The sequence below is a fragment of the uncultured Phascolarctobacterium sp. genome (assembly GCF_934190775.1).
In the GTDB taxonomy this organism is placed as follows: domain Bacteria; phylum Bacillota; class Negativicutes; order Acidaminococcales; family Acidaminococcaceae; genus Phascolarctobacterium_A.
In genome coordinates, this window is sequence record NZ_CAKPTG010000002.1 from 1 (window position 1) to 17,277 (window position 17,277).

The window sequence follows — 17,277 nt, forward strand, 5'->3', positions numbered from 1 at the left end:
CTTAGGGCAATAAGTCAAGCTATTGAAAGGAAAGTGTGCTATAATCAAATAAAGCTCGGAAGAATATGAAGCAATCGATATTAGTCTTGCCTGCCCCTCGGGGAAGGTGGCTGCGAGCAAAGCGAGCAGACGGAAGGGGGAAACAAGGCTGTGGATTCGAATTATAGAGAACGCAATGCTAAGCTTGTGCCTATTGCCAAAAATAATAGGAAAAATATGACACCTCAAGAAAGGCATTTATGGTACTGTTATTTATCGAAGCATAGACTTCACTGGCAAAGGCAAAGAATAATAAGTGGGTTCATCGTCGACTTTTACTGCCACGCAGCTAAGCTGGTCATAGAAATCGATGGCAGCCAACATTACACAGAACAGGGAATAGCATATGATACAGAGCGCACACAGGTTTTACAGGGATACGGCTTGAAAGTGCTGCGTTATACGAATCAGCAGTTAGAATGTAATTTTCAAGAGGTTTGTTGGGATATAGAACGCAATTTACTCCCCATGACTCTTCAGTCAGAAAATTTTTAGCAAACACTGTATTTTTCTATAGATTTATGTTAAAATATACCTATATTCTGCATTACTTTAATGCGTCTGGAGGAATAAGAATGAAAAAGGTTTTACGTTATTTATTGATGACTGTTATGGCTATCTGCTTCAGCATCCCCTGCTTTGGTGCAGCTGAAGCTGCCAGCGTTGCCCTGCTGCCCTTAATCAACAATGTTGAAGGTGGCGACGAGCTGGCAAATCAGGTTTTCTACAAAAACGCTCTGTCCGTGCTGAACAGCAAAAAAGGCTTTGTAGTAGTAGAAAACGACAAACTGACCGCTGTTATTGATGCTGCTAAGATTGGCAACAAGGTTCCTGACGCTGCAACCCTGGCAAAGATTGCTAAAGATGGCGATGTTGATATCGTTATCGCTGTTCAGCTGGATAAGCTGGATGACAAAGCTATCGATTCCAGCGAAGAGCGTAAACTGCAAATCGACCTGCAAGGCTATGCAGTTGCTTACAACAAGCTCACCGGTAAAGCTTACGAGCACCGCATTTACAGCGATAAAACCATTCCTGAAGCTCTGACCAGCCGTTGGGATTGGACTCATGAAGAATTTGGCCGTGCAGTACGCATCGAAGTAGACCGTGCTCTGCGTGTTAAATAATTCTATATTAGCTAAAACATCAGGCCGCTTCTGCAAAAATTGCAGAGGCGGTTTTGTATTGCGAAGAAAAACTTGCAAAGAAAAGCTTGCAGATAAATGATTGTTTGAGAAGTAGAGTTTCTTTATTTACATGAATTAAGAAAATTTTGTGAAGGACTTGTAGAGTAATTAAAAAAGTGGTACAATAGAGTCATGAAAAATTTGCTTATGCTAACTGCTGAGGGTAGCGAAAAATGCAGGCTGCAAAGAGTATGGTAGAGGAAACAAGGCAACTCTTACTGAAAGCTGTGGCTAGCTGAGTATCAAAACCAAGGCGAAGAGGCAGAGCAGGATTTTTCAAATGTATTTTCCTAAAGGAGGAAATTAAAATGAAAAAATCTTTAGTATTAGCTATGGCTATGGCTCTGGGCGTAACTGCTTCCGCATACGCTGCTAACCCGTTCTCTGACGTTCCTGCTGGTCACTGGGCTTATGACAGCATCAACAAACTGGCTGCTGCTGGCGTAATCGAAGGCTACGGCGACACCACTTTTGGTGGCGACAAACTGATGACTCGTTATGAAATGGCTCAAATCGTTGCTAAAGCAATGGCTAAAGGCGCTAACGTTGATAAACTGGCTGCTGAATTCGCTGACGAACTGGACAACCTGGGCGTTCGCGTTGCTAACCTGGAGAAAAAAGCTGACAATGTAAAAGTAACCGGCGAACTGCGTTACAAATACATGAGCAAACAAGGCGATGCTAACGTTGATGAAGATGGCAACCATAATTCTTTCGAAAACGATCTGCGTTCCCGTATTTGGATTAACGGTCAAATCAATGATGACTGGTCCTACACTGGCATGATTGAAAACACTCAAAACTTCTATGGTGAAGATGCTAACAAAGGCGAAGAAAAAACTGAATTCAACCGTGCATATGTTGAAGGTAAAATCGGTGGCTTGGCTGTAACCGCTGGTCGTTACAATGCATTCTTCGCTAACGGCAACATCTATGATGACCTGGTTGATGGCGCTGAAGTTTCCTACGGCGACAAAGTTAAAGTAACCGGCTTTGCTGGTAAAGCTACCGAAGTTGATGGTGGCAACTATGCTGGTGGCGAATTGGCAGGCTCCTTCGGCGACCTGAATGCTGCTGCTGGTTATGTAAACTACAAAGACCTTGGTGACGTTGAAGATGATGACAATGCTATTTGGTATGTTGGTGCTGACTACACCATGGGTGATGTAAACCTGTCTGCTATGTACCTGAAAGGTGATATGAGCTCTAAAGATGGCGATGAGCAAGAGCTTGATTCTGATGGTTGGACTGTTGGCCTGACCTACAAAGGTGCTGAAGCTTCCGAAGCTGGCTCCTGGGGCCTGTTCGCTAACTACTATGACCTGGGTGGCCAAACCTACATTGCACACACCACTGATGCAAACACCTTTTGTGGCGATGGCTTCAAAGGCTATGGCGTTGGCGCTAACTACACCTTCGCTAAGAACATCGTTGGTACTGTAGTTTACTACGATACCGAAAGCAAACTGGACAGCAAGGTTGATGACCAACGCGTTTGGGCTGACGTAACCTTCACTTTCTAATTTAACCATTAGCAAGTAACACAAAATAATACACGCGCGTATAAAGGCCCCCTCGCCGCAAGGTGAGGGGGCTTTGTGTTGCAAAAATATATGAATGTGGTATAATAAAAATAAAAGGACAACCGCCCACAAGGTGGGTTGCCAGTTTTACAGTGAAAAGAAAATCCACCCTGCTACTGGCAAGTTTTGGGGTGGTTTTCTTATGTCTGGATTACTGTGTTGCAAAAATATATGAATGTGGTATAATAAAAATAGAAAGACAACCGCCCACAAGGTGGGTTGCCGGTTCAAGGAGGAAAGAAAATCCGCCTCGGTGAATGGCAAATTACAGAGGCGGTTTTTCTATGTGCCTAGATTACTGTATTGCAAAAATATATGAATGTGGTATAATAAAAATAGAAAGACAACCGCCCACAAGGTGGGTTGCCGATTCAAAGGGTCAGAAAAATCCGCCTCGGTGAACAGCAAATTACAGAGGCGGTTTTTCTATGTGCATTTTACTTTTTGTTCTTAAAAATGAACGTCAGCAATGCCAGTATAAACATACCAAAAATCATAAGATCCTGGAAGGTGTAATATACCATAGACATCACCTCCATTCCAACGGAATTTCGGCAACGCCACCCTGCAACACGGTTGTCCTTATTATTGTATCATGTAAACAAATTTTTGACAAGAAAGAAAAGACTTAGTAATAGTTTTATTAAAAACTTGTGAATGAGATTGATCCATTACGTTAGGAGGGATTAATATGTTCATTAAAGATGGTATCGCTTATGCTGGTGATGCAAGCCCTGCTTTAAAGATATGTGGTGTGCGACCGTTAGCTGATTGGAAATTATGGGTAAGATTTAATACCGGTGAAGCTAAAATCTATGATTTTAAGGCTATGCTCAATTATCCTGCCTTTAAGCCTCTGCTTGATGAAGAGCTTTTTAAACAGGTATATATTGATTATGGAATTGTTGTATGGAACGATGGTGATATTGATATTGCGCCAGAGGAACTTTACAAAAATGGTATTGATTCAAGAAAAAGTGCATAGGATATTTTTGACAAGGAAGACAAAAAATGACCGTCCTCGCAGCTTTTGCTGCGCAAGACGGTCATTTTGCTTTATTGAATTACAGGCCGGCCTGCTCAATTCCGCTGAACAGGAAGCCTAAATGATTGGTGGAGTTCAGCAGTACTACGCGCCAAACACCTTCGTTATATTCCAGCACATTAATGCAGGTGTTATCCTGCTTAATCTGCCAGAAGTGCGACATATCAAGGCCAAGCAAATCGCAGATGATCGCCTTGTTTACTGCGTCATGCGCAGCAACCAGCACTGTCTTGCCGGCGTATTTTTCTGCATAGTCGTCAAAGGCAGCGCGCGCACGCTTGCGCACATCCTCCAAGCTTTCACCGCCGTCAGGCATCTGCACCAGGTGCGGCTTGGTGTGCCACAGAGCAAACTCCTGCGGAAATTGCTGGGCAATTTCCGGCGCCAGCACGCCTTCCCAGCTGCCATGATTGATTTCCAGCAGACGCTCATCTGTTGCTACCGGCAGCTGGTGCAGGTCAGCGCAGAACTTGCAGGTCTGGTAGGAGCGCTGCAGCGGGCTGGAGATGCACACATCAATAGGGATGTGGTGCAAGCCCTCGGCCAGCAGGTGACCTTGGCGCAGACCACGCTCGCTCAGCGGCGTATCCTCCTGCCCTTGGTATCTTCCTTCTATATTCCAGGTTGTTTCACCATGTCGGACTAAAATTATTCTCATAAAACTTCCTCGCTGTACTTTATTTGGCTACTGTCATTAGCCTTCGCAATTGATGAGCTTAACATCAATAATGCCTTCTACACCACGCAGCTGCAGCATGATATCGTTCGGAATGTCGTCGCCAACAGCAATTGCCATAATATTGGTGTCGGATTTAGGAGTGCTGCCAACCTGCATGCCGTTGATGTTGATGCCGGCGCTGCCTAAAATGGTAGCCATCTGGCCAATCATATTAGGCTTATTTACGTGCGGTGCCAGCAGCAGGTAGCCTTCGGGATTGAAGTCAACATGATATTGGTCAATTTGCACAATCTTAGGCTGCTTACCGTCGAACAGGGTGCCTTCAATTTTATGTGTGCCTTTAGCGGTAGCAATTTTTACATTGATAGCAGTAGTGAAGTAACCGGGCTTGTTAGCCTTAACCTCTTTAACCTCCAGATTGCGTTTTTTGGCAATGCCGGGAGCATTGACAAAGTTAACGCTTTCCTGCAGAATCGGGTTCAGCAGGCCTTTGAGGAAGGCGGTTGTGAGTGCCTGGGTTTCAGTTTCAGCAAGTGCGCCGGTGTATTCCACTTCCACGCTCTTAATCGGGCCGTCTGCCAGATAGATGCCCACGGTACCCATGCGCTCTGCCAGCTTAAAGTAAGGTTGGATAACTGTTGCCACGCTTTTCGGGATAGGTGCCATGTTAACTGCGGTCATAACCGGACGTCCCTCAAGAGCATCAATTACGCCGTAAGCAACGTCAACAGCTACGCCAATTTGCGCTTCAATGGTGGAAGCACCGAGGTGCGGAGTTTGTACAACATTGAACAGGCCCAGGAAGGGGTTATTCTCTTTGGTAAGCGGTTCGGTCGGATAAACGTCGATAGCGGCGCCGGCAATTTTACCGGATTTAACGCCCTCAGCAATAGCCTCGGGATCCATGCAGCCGCCGCGGGCGCAGTTAACGATACGCACGCCGTCCTTCATTTTGGCAATAGCTTCGGCATTCAGCATCTTTTCCGTTTCCTTGGTGAGCGGAGTGTGAATGGTGATGTAGTCGGATTTAGCCAGCAGAGTGTCAAAATCAACCAGCTCAACGCCAACCTGATGCGCACGTTCTTCGGTAATATACGGGTCGTAACCAATGGTGGTCATTTCCATAGCCTGCATACGTTTGGCAACGCGGCTGCCGATACGGCCAACGCCGATGATGCCAAGGGTTTTGCCCTGCACTTGAATGCCGTCGAAGGATTTGCGGTCCCATTTGCCCTCCTGAATGGATTGATGAGCCTGCGGAATGTGGCGTGTCATAGCCATCATCATAGCAACAGTGTGCTCGGTAGCTGCCATGGTGTTGCCTTCCGGTGTGTTGAGTACAACAATGCCTTTAGCAGTAGCGGCAGGGATATCGATGTTATCAACGCCAACACCGGCGCGGCCGATAACCTTCAGACGGGTGGAGGCTTCGATAACCTCCTTGGTTACCTTGGTCATGCTGCGGGTTACCAGGCCATCGTAATTATTGATAACCTTGATAAGCTCCTCCGGCTTCATGTTGGGCATTACATCTACATCAAAATGTTCGCGCAGCAGAGCTACGCCTTTTTCGCTGATATCGTTGCTGACAAAAATTTTCATGGTGATTTATCTCCTTTATGTATAATTTGTAGGTTATGTGGGGTGAAGTAAGTAACTGATTATTAGGATAAAGCGAGCAATTGATATATCGTGTAGTGAATAAAAATTTTAGCAAATGAGTGTCTGGAACCATAGAAGCGAGGGTGTGTAACGATCTTTTACCGTCTGACAAATTTTACCGAAGCTTCGTTCTGGTTCCACACGAAATTTGCGTTGTGCCCTAAGGGCACGGGAAAATTTTTTCTGAGCGGAATGATATATTAATTGTGCCGCATATATTCAAAAGTATTATTTGTTTGCTTTCATGTACTCTTCCATAAACTCCGCCAACGCCTTGCAGGCCTCCAGCGGCACAGCATTGTAGGCACTGGCGCGGCAGCCGCCTACCAGGCGGTGACCGCCGATGCCGACGAAGCCGGCAGCCTTGCCCTTAGCCACGAAATCCTTCTCCATTTCCGGTGTAGCCAGATTAAAGGTAATATTCATGTTGCTGCGAGCTTCGGGAGCAGCGTGTCCCTTGTAAAAGCCGTTGCTGTTGTCGATAACGTCATAAATGAGCTTAGCCTTCGCTGCATTATTCTTGGCAATAGCGTTTACGCCACCCTGCTTTTTAATCCAGTGCAGAGTTTTGTTAACCATATAAATGGCAAAGACAGGCGGTGTATTGTACAGCGAATCGTTATTGGCGAAGGTGCTGTACTTCAGCATCGTGGGCAGCTCCTCACGTGCTGTTGCCAAAAAGCTTTTTTTGGCGATGACGATAACTACGCCTGCAGGACCAAGGTTTTTCTGCGCTCCTGCGTAGATAAGATCAAAATCCTTGACGTTCACCTTGCGCGAAAGAATGTCACTGGACATATCGCAGATAACGGGAACGTCGAACTTGGGGAAATCCTTGTACTCAGTGCCGTAAATCGTGTTGTTGGCAGTAAGGTGTACATAAGAAGTATCGGGGCGGAGGTTGAACTCCTGCGGAATGTAGCTGTGGTTTTTATCGGCGCTGGTAGCGGCCTCATAAACCTCGCCGTAGAATTTTCCTTCCGCCATAGCCTTCTTGGCCCAGACGCCGGTGTTGACGTAAGCAGCGTATTTTTTTGTGTGGAAATTAGCCGCTGTCATCAAAAACTGAGTGCTGCCGCCGCCCTGGATGAACATAATCTCGTAATCCTCGGGGATTTCCATCAGCTCACGCAGCAGCTGCTTTGTTTCAGCATGCAGAGCAGCGTATTCGTTGCTGCGGTGGCTCATTTCAATGATGCTCATGCCGGTGTTTTGGTAGTTTAAGAACTCCTCCTGCGCTTCCAGCAGTACCTCGAGCGGCATAGCGGAGGGACCGGCGTTAAAGTTATATGCTCTTTTCATTTGTTCTTTCCTTCTTCCTGAAAATAAATATGGCAAGCACATCCCTTTGGGACGAGCTTGCCTTTATCTCGCGGTACCACCCAAATTGCCATTGCCAAATTGCTTCACCTAAAAAAATAAGCCCTTCATCCCTATCTTGGGACGAGGACTGCTCGCGGTGCCACCCAATTTGCCTATGGCCAACTCTGAACGCTGTATCGGGCGCACCCGTCAAATTCGTCATTTGCCGCTTCGGAGCGGAACTAGTGTGCTTCGCTGCTGCCTTGCATCAACCGCCAGCTTTCTGAAAAGACCTGCACATTGCTTCTCCATCATTGCGTTGCGTAATGTGATTTGTAGATGATTATAGCACGCCTGCTTTTAGAGTCAAGTGTTTTTGTAAAGATTTTTTATGTATACAATTTTTTAAGCTGTTTTGTAACGTAGGTTACAGAGTGTTGCTAAAAATATGTTTATATTATAAAATGATTTTGACAACTGTGGTACAGGGTGGTGTTGCCTTCATTCTTAAAGAATGGAGGTGATGTCTATGGTATATTTTACATTCCAGGATCTTATGATTTTCGGTATGTTTATACTGGCATTGCTGACGTTCGTGTTTCAGAACCGTAAGTAAAATGCACATAGAAAAGCTGCCCCAATACTTTGACCGGTAAGGGCAGCTCTTCTGTTTCTTAGCGGGCAACCCACCTTGTGGGCAGTTGTCACTTTTCATCTATAATATAGCACACTGCCAGTTTTTTTGCAAGTTGTGCATATTTAACTTGCGTATTTTCGCTGTTCATGTTAAAGTAAGCATGTAAACAAAATAACGTAACCGCTAGGGGCGCAATTTGCTGAGAGGACTGACATCCGACCCTTTGAACCTGAATCTGGTTAAAACCAGCGTAGGAAAGCGAGCAGATTTCTGCAAAAAGATAATTCAACCGCTTTCCGACAGGAAAGCGGTCTTTTAATTATAAGGAGGAAAAATTATGGCAACACAAATGCAATTGGCACGCCAAGGTGTGATTACCGAAGCAATGAAAATTGTCGCAGAGCAGGAGCATGTAACTGCAGAATTTATTCGCGAAGGCGTAGCAAACGGTACTATTGCTATTCCCTGTAATATCAATCATAAAAATATTATTCCGCGCGGTGTAGGCACCGGTCTTACCGTAAAGGTTAACGCTAACATCGGCACCTCCAGCAGCTATCCTGATCCGGAACCGGAGCTGGCAAAGCTGCAGGCTGCAATTGATGCAGGTGCAGATTCTGTAATGGATCTTTCCACCGGCAACAATATCAGTGCCTCCCGCCAGGCAATTATTGCGGCTTCCACTGTAATGGTTGGTACTGTACCGATGTATCAGGTAACGGTAGAAACTATCAAAAAGCGTGGCGCAGTAGTTGAAATGACCAAAGAGGACATCTTCGATGTCATCCGCCAACAGGCTGCAGATGGCGCTGACTTCATGACCATTCATTGCGGTATCAACAAAAATGTGCTGAAGGCACTTATTGACGAAGGCCGCGTTATGGACGTTGTCAGCCGTGGCGGCAGCTTTATCACTGGCTGGATGCTGCACAATGAAGCTGAAAACCCGCTGTATGAATACTATGATGAAATTCTTGATATCTGTGCTGAATATGACGTAACTATTAGCCTGGGTGATGGCCTGCGTCCCGGCTGCATTGCTGATGCTACCGATAGAGCGCAGATTCAGGAGCTGCTGAACTTGGGTGAATTGACACAGCGCGCCTGGGATAAGGGTGTACAGGTTATGGTAGAAGGCCCCGGCCACGTGCCCTACAACCAGATTGCTGCGAACATGCAGCTGCAAAAACGCCTGTGCCACGGTGCACCCTTCTATGTGCTCGGACCGCTCGTAACTGACGTTGCTCCCGGCTATGATCATATTACCAGCGCTATCGGCGGCACTCTGGCTGCAGTAAGCGGTGCCAACTTCCTGTGCTACGTAACTCCGGCAGAGCATTTGGGCCTGCCTGACTTAAATGACGTGCGTGAGGGCGTCATCGCTACCCGTATCGCTGCTCATGCTGCTGATTTGGCTAATGGTAACAAGCAGGCATGGGAGTGGGACCTGAAGATGGCCAAAGCGCGCAAGGTTCTGGATTGGCCGGCGCAGCTTGATCTGGCGATTGATCCGGTGAAGGCTAAGGAGTATCGTTGCCGCAAGAACAAATCTGATGACGAAGCTTGCTCTATGTGCGGTGATTACTGCGCTGTTAAAATTGTCGGTCAGTACCTCGAAGAGCATATGAGAAAGAACTGAGCCGTTACTTGAAAAAATAATATGAATGTGCTATATTAAATATAGAAAATGACAACCGCCCACAAGGTGGGTTGCCAGTTGAATTGACTTGAAAAGCCGCCTCGGAATCTGGTAAATTACAGGGGCGGTTTTTCTATGAGCAAATTACTTTTTGTTCTGAAAAATGAACGTCAGTAATGTCAGTATAAACATACCGAAAATCATAAGATCTTGGAATGTAAAATATACCATAGACATCACCTCCATTCTTTAAGAATGAAGGCAATACCACCCTGTAAAACGGTTGTCATGAAAATTTTAACACATAAACATATTTTTAGCAAGAATGCTTGGTGCTTATCATTCTGAATTATGCTATAATATAGGTAATAATAATATTTCTAGAGGTAACTGATGGAGAAAAATATTTTAGAATATGTTGGCAAAAGCTTGTATCAGACACATATTTTGAAGGAAATGAAGCGTTACGTTGTATTCCGCACGCGTTGCGCTATGCATAGCGGCAAGGTTGACGAACTGCTGCAGTTTTTTGCTGCGAATAGCAAGCGTCAGGCGTGGCTGCAGGGAACACCTGCACTTTTGGAACAGACTACCAGAGCGTTCTTCTATAAAGGCTCAACCTGGGATGAACGTGTAGAGCTGGTGCAGAATCATCTGCTGATTATGGAAGAGCTGTTCAAGCCGGAGCTGATGGATAAATTGTACAGCAAGGGTGAAATGGTGCAGCTGTGGGAGGACTCCTATGATGACAGACCGCTGACGCTGCAGTTGTGGTTTCATTCCGGTCAGCGCAAGGAAGGTTGCCTGTCACTGGCATTGTTTTACGAAGGTGAACCCTTATACCAGATTATGTTCTGGCTGGCTAAAAATAAAACAGATGGCAAGAACGTTATTTATATCGGCGCCCTGCAGGGACCGCAGAACGGCAGCGAGCTGATTAAAGGCATGACGAAGGCCTTCTTTGGCTATCGTACTAAAAATTTGATGTTCTATGGCCTGCGTTGCTTTGCTGACGCAATAGGCATTGAAAATATTTTTGCTGTTACTAACGATGGTTACTATGCAATGAACCATCTTCGTGTAGACCGCAAGCTGAAAACAGATTTCGGCGCCTTCTGGCAGGAGTGCGAAGGCGTGATTTGCTCTGACCGCCGCTTCTATATTATGCCGACCGCAGAGCACCGTAAATCTATGGAGGAGCTGAAGCCGTCGAAGAGAGCACAGCACCGCCGTCGTTTTGCTAAAATGGATGAGATGAAGGCAGCGATTAAGACTGCTGTCGGTAGTTATAAAAAATAAAGCTGGTGTGTTGTTTGTAATATTATTTATAGTAACAAACGGTACAAATTTTACATTGGATAAAGCAGAGGTTCAGAAGAGAACCTCTGTTTTTTTTAGACAAAACATGCTATAATAAAAATATATAGCTCTGATTGGAGGTAAGAAAATTGAAAAAACAGCTTGCAACTTTATTGTTGACCTTTATCTTTTGCTTTACAACGGTAATCCCGGGCTTTGCAGCTGATGCTGCTGTTCCCATGGCTGAAAAAATTGGTGCCATGGAAAAAATGCTTTACGGTACGGAGCAAAGCGGTTCCCTGCTGCAGCGTATGGACAGTCTTGAGGATGACGTTTACGGCACTATTACGAGTGATGCAATAATCAACCGCGTTGATAATATGTACGATTACCTTGAAGGTACTCCTGATAACGGAGAGGCTTCCTTTGCTACTAAGCTCAATGTAGTAGAATGGAAGATGAACGAAAGCATGTCCGGTGGCGCAGCAAAAAACCGTATTGAAGCAACTGAAAAGCTTCTCTATGGTCAGAACCAGACCGGTTCTTTGAGCGGACGCCTGGAAAATCTGCTGAAGCTTGCTTCCTATGAAGATGGCAATGTGCCTGTACAGAATGTGACTTTGCCGAAGGATTCTGTTTTCAAAATCACCTTTACTTCCGAGCTGAGCACTAAAATGAGTCGCCAGGGCGATACAGTGCACTTCAAAGCTGCTGATAACCTGTACGTAAACGATGTACTGGTACTGCCGAAGGGTGCAACCGGTGTCGGTGAAGTGAAAAAGGTTGTTCAGCCTGGTATCTTTGGCAAGGATGGCCGTATTGATATCAACTTTACTTATATCTATGGTATAGATGGTACCAAGATTCCTGTTACCGTAGACGAGCTGGCTAAACAAAAGGCTGAAAGCATTGCCGGTGCGGCCGGAGCTGCTATTGGCGGTATGATTGTTCTTGGTCCTGTAGGCCTGGTTGGCGGTGCCTTTGTTAAGGGCAACAGTGTAACTATCCCGGTTGGCTGTGAAACCTATGTGCAAACTGCTGCAGATACTACCCTGCAGGGTGCAGTATATCAGGAATAAAATCGAAAATTATACGTGAAAAGCTCACTCTTTCGAGTGAGCTTTTGCTTTTTTTATGGTATAATGTTAAGTGGATTATTATGAAATTTTTCATTTGCAATTATAGAGAAGGAGTTTTTTCGTATGAATAAGACTTTTATAGCTGCCACATTAGCTTTGGGCATGTGCATGCCTGTTTATGCAGAACAATTTAGCAACAGCAACAGCGACAGTATGCTGAGTCCGGTTTCTGTCAGTGAGCCGAATGCTGCATTGCCACATCGCGAAAAGCTGGATGCAGAAAAGCAGCAGGGACTGCCAATTCACCTGACAGGTGAGCATGCAGTATATGATACTGTCAGCGGCGATTTTCATGCCGAGGGTAATATCAGGGTATCACAAAATGGCCAGGATATTTATACAACGCAGGTAAAAGGCAATATGAAAACTGGCGATATCTGGTTATTAGAGGGTGGTAAGCTGGTAGAGGGAGAAAGTGAAACTCAGGCTGCCTGGGGCCATTATAACTTTAACAATAAGACCGGTGAAATGAAAAAATTGACCGGCAAGAACGGTAAGGACTTCTTTGCTGCTCCGCATGCTGCCATCTATCCGGACAAAATGATTCTTGATGAGGGTGGTTCCACCAGTCGCTGCCCGGCAGTAAAGCATCCTAAATGTTTGGAAATCAAGGCTAAGACCTTTGAAATTTATCCGCATGATAAAATGGTAGCACGCGACGTCAAGGTTTTTGTGCGCGGTAAGCATATCTATTCCCGTGATTATTGGGAAAGCAGCCTGACGGAAAAATCCAAGGAACGTATCCTGCCGCATATCGGCTTCAAGGACAGCGATAAGGGAACTTATGTCAATCTTTCCTATGAGCGTCCGTTAGGAGACAAGGATACAATTTATGCTGATATAAATTATTACAGCAAGGCTGGCTATAAGCCTGTTTACGGCTTGGAACATAACGAGCGTAACTTTAAGGTTACCTACGAAAACGGCTGGTATGAGGACGATGACGAATGGGTAGAGAAGCAGAACAATATACGCTTTAATTATAAAACTCATCATATCGCTCCTGGCCTGCCTTTGACTTACAATGCTTACTTTGAGCGTGGTTTGTGGAAAAATGATGATACTGGACGCAAGAGCTGGCATACAGAATATGGTGCCTTCCTTAACCATGACCGCATTTATCTGTTCAACAGCAAAAATACTTCTTTGGATTTGACGATTGGCAAGAAATGGACACGTGAGAGTGCAGAGGATTCTTTGCAGTCTACCAATGTTTACTATGCAACCTTGGGACAGAAAATCAGCCCGAAATGGAATACCTGGGTTGGCTATTATCGTGAGGATTTTACAACAGATGTATTTACCTACGATCAGCCTGATATGGCCAAAGAGCTGCGCAATGGTCTGCAATATATTATGGATGACAAGAACAGCTTTACCATTGTCAACCGCTATGATTTAGACCAAAAGGAAAATTACGAAACAAGATACAGCTGGACGCATAAGTTCTGCTGCTGGCAGCTTTCTCTGATTTATAAGCATAAAGATATTGATAGTAAAGATAGTGCATTTGAAGCTAAATTTGATTTTGTAAACTGGTAATGAGGTAGAAAATGAAAGAGATTATTAAGCAACGCTTTCTGGACCATCTGCAGGTGGCAAATGCTGTGGTGAACAGCGAGATTCTGGCACAGATTGAGCGCATTGCTGTAGAAGTAAAAAAAGCGTTGGCCAATGGCAACAAGGTTTTGTTCTGCGGTAATGGCGGCAGTGCCGCTGATAGCCAGCATCTGGCTGCCGAATTTGTCGGCCGCTTCCAAAAGGAACGCGCAGGTCTGCCTGCTATCGCACTGACGGTGGATACCTCTATTCTGACTGCTGTCGGCAACGATTACGGCTATGATAAGGTTTTTGTGCGTCAGGTGCAGGCGCTCGCACGTCCTGGTGATGTGCTGGTAGGCATTTCTACTAGCGGTAACAGCGCTAATGTTGTGGAAGCTGTCGAGCTGGCCAAGAGCATGGGTGTGTTCTGCGTAGGCATGACGGCTGAGGGCGGCGGCAAAATGAAGCTGCTGTGCGACGAGTGCATCGCTGTACCGGTGAAGGTTACTGCCCGTGCGCAGGAAATGCATATTTTGATAGGTCACATTTTATGTGAGCTGGTGGATGGTGAATAATTTGGCTGATTTAGCTGTAACAACTTTTTTAGCAGAACAAATTAAGAATGTACGCATTGCTGTTATCGGTGATGTGATGCTGGACAGATATTTCCATGGTGAGGTAAAACGCATTTCGCCGGAAGCACCTGTGCCGGTAACGCGTATTACAAAGATAAATTCCGTGCTGGGCGGTGCAGCCAACGTTGCTGCCAATCTGGCGCATTTGGAATGCCAGGTCTTTATGGGCGGTGTGACAGGTGATGACGAAAACCGTCTGCTGCTGGAAAAGCTGATGGATGATGCAGGCATCAATCATCAGGGATTGGTGAAAAGCAAGCGCCGCAAGACTATTACCAAGCTGCGTGTTTTGGGTGGCAATCAGCAGATGCTGCGACTTGATTTTGAAGAAACCGGCGATTTATTCCCTGAAGAAATCATTGAGCTGCGTCATTGGCTGGCAGGACTGCTTGACGAAGGCCTGGATGGTATTATTGTTTCGGACTATGCCAAGGGTGTCTGCTCGGATGATTTTTGCCAATGGGTAATTGCTCAGGGCAAGGCCTATGATATACCGGTGCTGATTGATCCTAAGGGAGCAGACTGGTCCAAATATGATGGCTGTGATTTTATTACGCCTAATTTAAAGGAAATGTGTGAGGCTGCAGGCTGTCAGCGTGAAAACTCTGATGAAGCAGTTGTCAGCATGGCGCAGGCTGCGCGTGAAAAATTCCATATCAAAAATGTGGTTGTTACCCGCAGCGAGCGCGGCATGAGCCTGGTTAATGCTGAGCAGGTGCTGCATAGCCCTGCTACCGCCATTGAAGTGTTTGATGTTTCCGGTGCCGGTGATACGGTAGCGGCTACGCTTCTTGCCGGTGTTGCCGGCAAGCTTTCGCTGGCTGACGCTGTGTATATGGCGAACCGTGCTGCAGGCATTGTTGTGGCCAAGGTTGGCACTTATCCGGTGCACCGTGACGAGCTTTTGAAGGACCTGCTGACGGAGGAACGCAAGCAGGGACGTGGCTATCGCACGCTGAGCTGGCAGGAGATTGCTTCGTTGGCTGCAACCTGGAGAGCCTGCGGCGAAAAGATTGTGTTCACCAACGGCTGTTTCGATATTCTGCATGTAGGCCACGTAACGTATCTGGAGAAGGCGCGCAACCTCGGCAAGCATTTGATTGTCGGCCTGAATACGGACGCTTCCGTGCGTCGCCTGAAGGGTGAGACAAGACCTTTGGTGCATGAGCTGGACCGTGCGCGTGTGCTGGCTGCATTGGCCTGTGTAGATGCGGTGGTGCTGTTCGACCAGGATACTCCGACTGAGCTGATTGAAAAAATTCGTCCCGACATTCTCGTCAAGGGTGGCGATTACAAGCCTGAAGAGGTCGCTGGTCGTGAATATGCCGGCGAGGTGCGCATTATAGAATTTGAAGATGGTTATTCCACAACCGGTGTGGTGGAAAAGATTGCCAAAATGGTTAAGGAGGGCAAATTATGATTATCGTAACTGGTGGTGCCGGTTTTATCGGCAGTAATATTGTTAAAGGCTTAAATGACCGCGGTATTGATGACATTCTTGTTGTCGATAACCTGACCAACATGGTTAAATTCAAAAATATCCAGGGCCTGAAGGTTAAGGATTATATGGATAAGTATGCTTTCATGGATGCTTTGAAGGCTGGCAAATTTAACCATGAGAAAATCGACGTTATCTTCCATGAGGGCGCTTGCTCCGATACAATGGAATATAACGGCAAATACATGATGGAAAATAACTTTGAGTATACTAAAAACGTGCTGCATTTCTGCCTCGACAGAAAGATTCAGATGATGTATGCTTCCTCCGCTTCCACCTATGGCAGCGGTGCACATGGCTTCCGTGAAGAGCCTGCATGTGAGGAAGCGCTGAACGTTTATGCTTTCTCCAAGCTGTTCTTCGACAACTATCTGCGCCGTCTGCTGCCGCAGGCACAAAGCCAGGTAGTAGGCCTGCGTTATTTCAACGTATACGGTCCGCAGGAGAACCATAAGGGCAAGATGGCTTCTATGATTTACCAAATGTACAACCAATGGAAGGCTGAGCACAAGGTACGTCTGTTTGGCGAATACGCTGGCTATGGCCCGGGCGAGCATACTCGTGACTTTGTATATGTAAAGGACGTTGTTAAGGTAAACTTCTATTTCTGGGATCATCCGGAAATCAGCGGTATTTTCAACTGCGGTACCGGCCATGCGCATCAGTTCAATACTCTGGCTAAGGCTGTGTTGAACCATTTTGGCAGCGGCGAGCTGGAATATGTACCGTTCCCTGAAGTACTGAAGGGTAAATACCAGAGCTTTACTGAAGCAGATGACACCAACCTTTTGGCAGCAGGCTATGACGGAGGCTTTACTCCGATTGAAGAGGCTGCCGAGGAATATTGCCAGCTGCTTGACAAGACCGGCGGTTACTACGTTTATGAAGGCTAAGGCGGTATTTTTCGATAGGGACGGCGTACTCAATGTTGATGTAGCCTATCTCTACAAAATTGAGGACCTGCGCTGGATTGATGGTGCCCGCGAGGCTGTGGCGTATCTGACGCAGCTTGGCTATAAAATTTTTATTGTAACGAACCAGAGCGGCATTGCGCGTGGTTATTATACTGTAGAGCAGATGGATGAGCTGCACGAGTATATGCAGCGTGAAATTGCTGCGGCAGGCGGTAAAATAGAGAAAATCTACTACTGCCCGCATCATCCCGAGGGTAGCGTGCCGGAATATACCGGGGTGTGCGATTGTCGCAAGCCCAAACCGGGCATGCTGCTGCAGGCGTTGGCTGAATATGCAATCGACAAGGAGCAGAGCTTCCTCGTCGGTGACAGCAAGCGCGATGTGGAGGCAGCGGAGGCTGCCGGTGTCAAAGGCTATCTTTACACGGGCGGTAATCTGCTGGATTTCGTAAAAAATATTGTAAGCGAGAGATGATA

General features: G+C 46.2%; 18 protein-coding genes and 1 riboswitch. Of the genes, 13 read left to right on the plus strand and 5 right to left on the minus strand.

The features are described 5' to 3' along the window. Positions 1-150: 150 nt before the first annotated feature. The 3 genes from Q0G26_RS00955 (at position 151) to Q0G26_RS00965 (ending at position 2,749) form a co-directional block, all read left to right on the plus strand. Entirely contained in the window at positions 151-534 is a 384-nt protein-coding gene (locus Q0G26_RS00955) for an endonuclease domain-containing protein (RefSeq protein WP_293827711.1), read from the plus strand. Between the two features lie 80 nt (positions 535-614). Further along, positions 615-1,166 (plus strand): hypothetical protein, encoded by a 552-nt coding sequence (locus Q0G26_RS00960; RefSeq protein ID WP_293827713.1) that lies wholly within the window; start codon positions 615-617, stop codon positions 1,164-1,166. Positions 1,167-1,534: 368 nt separating this feature from the next. After that, a complete protein-coding gene (locus tag Q0G26_RS00965; RefSeq protein ID WP_293827716.1) occupies positions 1,535-2,749 on the plus strand; it encodes an S-layer homology domain-containing protein in 1,215 nt (404 codons plus the stop codon). A 497-nt stretch (positions 2,750-3,246) separates the two neighbouring features. On the opposite strand, the gene Q0G26_RS11445 is transcribed toward Q0G26_RS00965, so the two are convergent. After that, positions 3,247-3,348, minus strand: a complete 102-nt coding sequence (locus tag Q0G26_RS11445; RefSeq protein WP_363316993.1) for a putative holin-like toxin — start codon at positions 3,346-3,348, stop codon at positions 3,247-3,249. A 152-nt stretch (positions 3,349-3,500) separates the two neighbouring features. On the opposite strand from Q0G26_RS11445, the gene Q0G26_RS00970 reads away from it, so the two are divergent. Further along, positions 3,501-3,794, plus strand: a complete 294-nt coding sequence (locus Q0G26_RS00970) for a DUF2442 domain-containing protein (RefSeq protein WP_293827719.1) — start codon at positions 3,501-3,503, stop codon at positions 3,792-3,794. A 79-nt stretch (positions 3,795-3,873) separates the two neighbouring features. Here the strand turns inward: Q0G26_RS00970 and Q0G26_RS00975 are convergent, their stop codons facing one another. The 3 genes from Q0G26_RS00975 to serC form a co-directional block, all read right to left on the minus strand. Further along, positions 3,874-4,512: a histidine phosphatase family protein gene (locus Q0G26_RS00975; protein WP_293827721.1), complete on the minus strand. Its 639-nt coding sequence runs from the start codon at positions 4,510-4,512 to the stop codon at positions 3,874-3,876. Between the two features lie 36 nt (positions 4,513-4,548). Continuing rightward, entirely contained in the window at positions 4,549-6,135 is a 1,587-nt protein-coding gene (serA, locus tag Q0G26_RS00980; RefSeq protein WP_293827726.1) for a phosphoglycerate dehydrogenase, read from the minus strand. Between the two features lie 288 nt (positions 6,136-6,423). Next, the gene (serC, locus tag Q0G26_RS00985; protein WP_293827728.1) at positions 6,424-7,497 is read right to left on the minus strand and encodes a 3-phosphoserine/phosphohydroxythreonine transaminase; all 1,074 of its coding nucleotides are present in this window, start codon (positions 7,495-7,497) and stop codon (positions 6,424-6,426) included. Between the two features lie 568 nt (positions 7,498-8,065). On the opposite strand from serC, the gene Q0G26_RS11450 reads away from it, so the two are divergent. Both Q0G26_RS11450 and thiC read left to right on the plus strand, forming a co-directional pair. Next, complete coding sequence (locus Q0G26_RS11450; protein WP_366517714.1) at positions 8,066-8,113, plus strand: hypothetical protein; 48 nt, start codon at positions 8,066-8,068, stop codon at positions 8,111-8,113. Positions 8,114-8,309: 196 nt separating this feature from the next. Beyond that, positions 8,310-8,408: riboswitch (TPP riboswitch) on the plus strand. A gap of 63 nt (positions 8,409-8,471) precedes the next feature. Further along, positions 8,472-9,773: a phosphomethylpyrimidine synthase ThiC gene (gene thiC / locus Q0G26_RS00990; RefSeq protein ID WP_293827730.1), complete on the plus strand. Its 1,302-nt coding sequence runs from the start codon at positions 8,472-8,474 to the stop codon at positions 9,771-9,773. 144 nt (positions 9,774-9,917) lie between these two features. Here thiC and Q0G26_RS11455 read toward each other — a convergent pair whose 3' ends face one another. Next, the gene (locus tag Q0G26_RS11455; RefSeq protein ID WP_366517709.1) at positions 9,918-10,019 is read right to left on the minus strand and encodes a putative holin-like toxin; all 102 of its coding nucleotides are present in this window, start codon (positions 10,017-10,019) and stop codon (positions 9,918-9,920) included. Positions 10,020-10,166: 147 nt separating this feature from the next. On the opposite strand from Q0G26_RS11455, the gene Q0G26_RS00995 reads away from it, so the two are divergent. The 7 genes from Q0G26_RS00995 (at position 10,167) to gmhB (ending at position 17,275) form a co-directional block, all read left to right on the plus strand. After that, on the plus strand, positions 10,167-11,072 hold the full coding sequence (locus tag Q0G26_RS00995; RefSeq protein WP_293827732.1) for a VirK/YbjX family protein: 906 nt from the start codon (positions 10,167-10,169) through the stop codon (positions 11,070-11,072). Positions 11,073-11,221: 149 nt separating this feature from the next. Further along, entirely contained in the window at positions 11,222-12,151 is a 930-nt protein-coding gene (locus Q0G26_RS01000) for a hypothetical protein (RefSeq protein WP_293827733.1), read from the plus strand. A 123-nt stretch (positions 12,152-12,274) separates the two neighbouring features. Further along, on the plus strand, positions 12,275-13,753 hold the full coding sequence (locus Q0G26_RS01005; protein ID WP_293827735.1) for an OstA-like protein: 1,479 nt from the start codon (positions 12,275-12,277) through the stop codon (positions 13,751-13,753). Positions 13,754-13,764: 11 nt separating this feature from the next. After that, the gene (locus tag Q0G26_RS01010; RefSeq protein ID WP_293827737.1) at positions 13,765-14,328 is read left to right on the plus strand and encodes a D-sedoheptulose 7-phosphate isomerase; all 564 of its coding nucleotides are present in this window, start codon (positions 13,765-13,767) and stop codon (positions 14,326-14,328) included. Continuing rightward, positions 14,318-15,808: a D-glycero-beta-D-manno-heptose-7-phosphate kinase gene (rfaE1, locus tag Q0G26_RS01015; protein WP_366517710.1), complete on the plus strand. Its 1,491-nt coding sequence runs from the start codon at positions 14,318-14,320 to the stop codon at positions 15,806-15,808. The genes Q0G26_RS01010 and rfaE1 overlap by 11 nt, the downstream gene beginning before the upstream one ends. Then, positions 15,805-16,779 (plus strand): ADP-glyceromanno-heptose 6-epimerase, encoded by a 975-nt coding sequence (gene rfaD / locus Q0G26_RS01020; RefSeq protein ID WP_009145598.1) that lies wholly within the window; start codon positions 15,805-15,807, stop codon positions 16,777-16,779. The genes rfaE1 and rfaD overlap by 4 nt, the downstream gene beginning before the upstream one ends. Then, positions 16,769-17,275: a D-glycero-beta-D-manno-heptose 1,7-bisphosphate 7-phosphatase gene (gmhB, locus tag Q0G26_RS01025; RefSeq protein WP_293827739.1), complete on the plus strand. Its 507-nt coding sequence runs from the start codon at positions 16,769-16,771 to the stop codon at positions 17,273-17,275. Before rfaD ends, gmhB begins: the two co-directional genes overlap by 11 nt. The last annotated feature ends 2 nt before the right edge of the window (positions 17,276-17,277 follow it).

Coding starts and splice junctions, on each gene's coding strand:
- Q0G26_RS00960 (WP_293827713.1), top strand. CDS start 615: ATGAAAAAGGTTTTACGTTATTTATTGATGACTGTTATGGCTATCTGC.
- Q0G26_RS00965 (WP_293827716.1), top strand. CDS start 1,535: ATGAAAAAATCTTTAGTATTAGCTATGGCTATGGCTCTGGGCGTAACT.
- Q0G26_RS11445 (WP_363316993.1), bottom strand. CDS start 3,348: ATGGAGGTGATGTCTATGGTATATTACACCTTCCAGGATCTTATGATT.
- Q0G26_RS00970 (WP_293827719.1), top strand. CDS start 3,501: ATGTTCATTAAAGATGGTATCGCTTATGCTGGTGATGCAAGCCCTGCT.
- Q0G26_RS00975 (WP_293827721.1), bottom strand. CDS start 4,512: ATGAGAATAATTTTAGTCCGACATGGTGAAACAACCTGGAATATAGAA.
- serA (WP_293827726.1), bottom strand. CDS start 6,135: ATGAAAATTTTTGTCAGCAACGATATCAGCGAAAAAGGCGTAGCTCTG.
- serC (WP_293827728.1), bottom strand. CDS start 7,497: ATGAAAAGAGCATATAACTTTAACGCCGGTCCCTCCGCTATGCCGCTC.
- thiC (WP_293827730.1), top strand. CDS start 8,472: ATGGCAACACAAATGCAATTGGCACGCCAAGGTGTGATTACCGAAGCA.
- Q0G26_RS11455 (WP_366517709.1), bottom strand. CDS start 10,019: ATGGAGGTGATGTCTATGGTATATTTTACATTCCAAGATCTTATGATT.
- Q0G26_RS00995 (WP_293827732.1), top strand. CDS start 10,167: ATGGAGAAAAATATTTTAGAATATGTTGGCAAAAGCTTGTATCAGACA.
- Q0G26_RS01005 (WP_293827735.1), top strand. CDS start 12,275: ATGAATAAGACTTTTATAGCTGCCACATTAGCTTTGGGCATGTGCATG.
- Q0G26_RS01010 (WP_293827737.1), top strand. CDS start 13,765: ATGAAAGAGATTATTAAGCAACGCTTTCTGGACCATCTGCAGGTGGCA.
- rfaE1 (WP_366517710.1), top strand. CDS start 14,318: ATGGTGAATAATTTGGCTGATTTAGCTGTAACAACTTTTTTAGCAGAA.
- rfaD (WP_009145598.1), top strand. CDS start 15,805: ATGATTATCGTAACTGGTGGTGCCGGTTTTATCGGCAGTAATATTGTT.
- gmhB (WP_293827739.1), top strand. CDS start 16,769: ATGAAGGCTAAGGCGGTATTTTTCGATAGGGACGGCGTACTCAATGTT.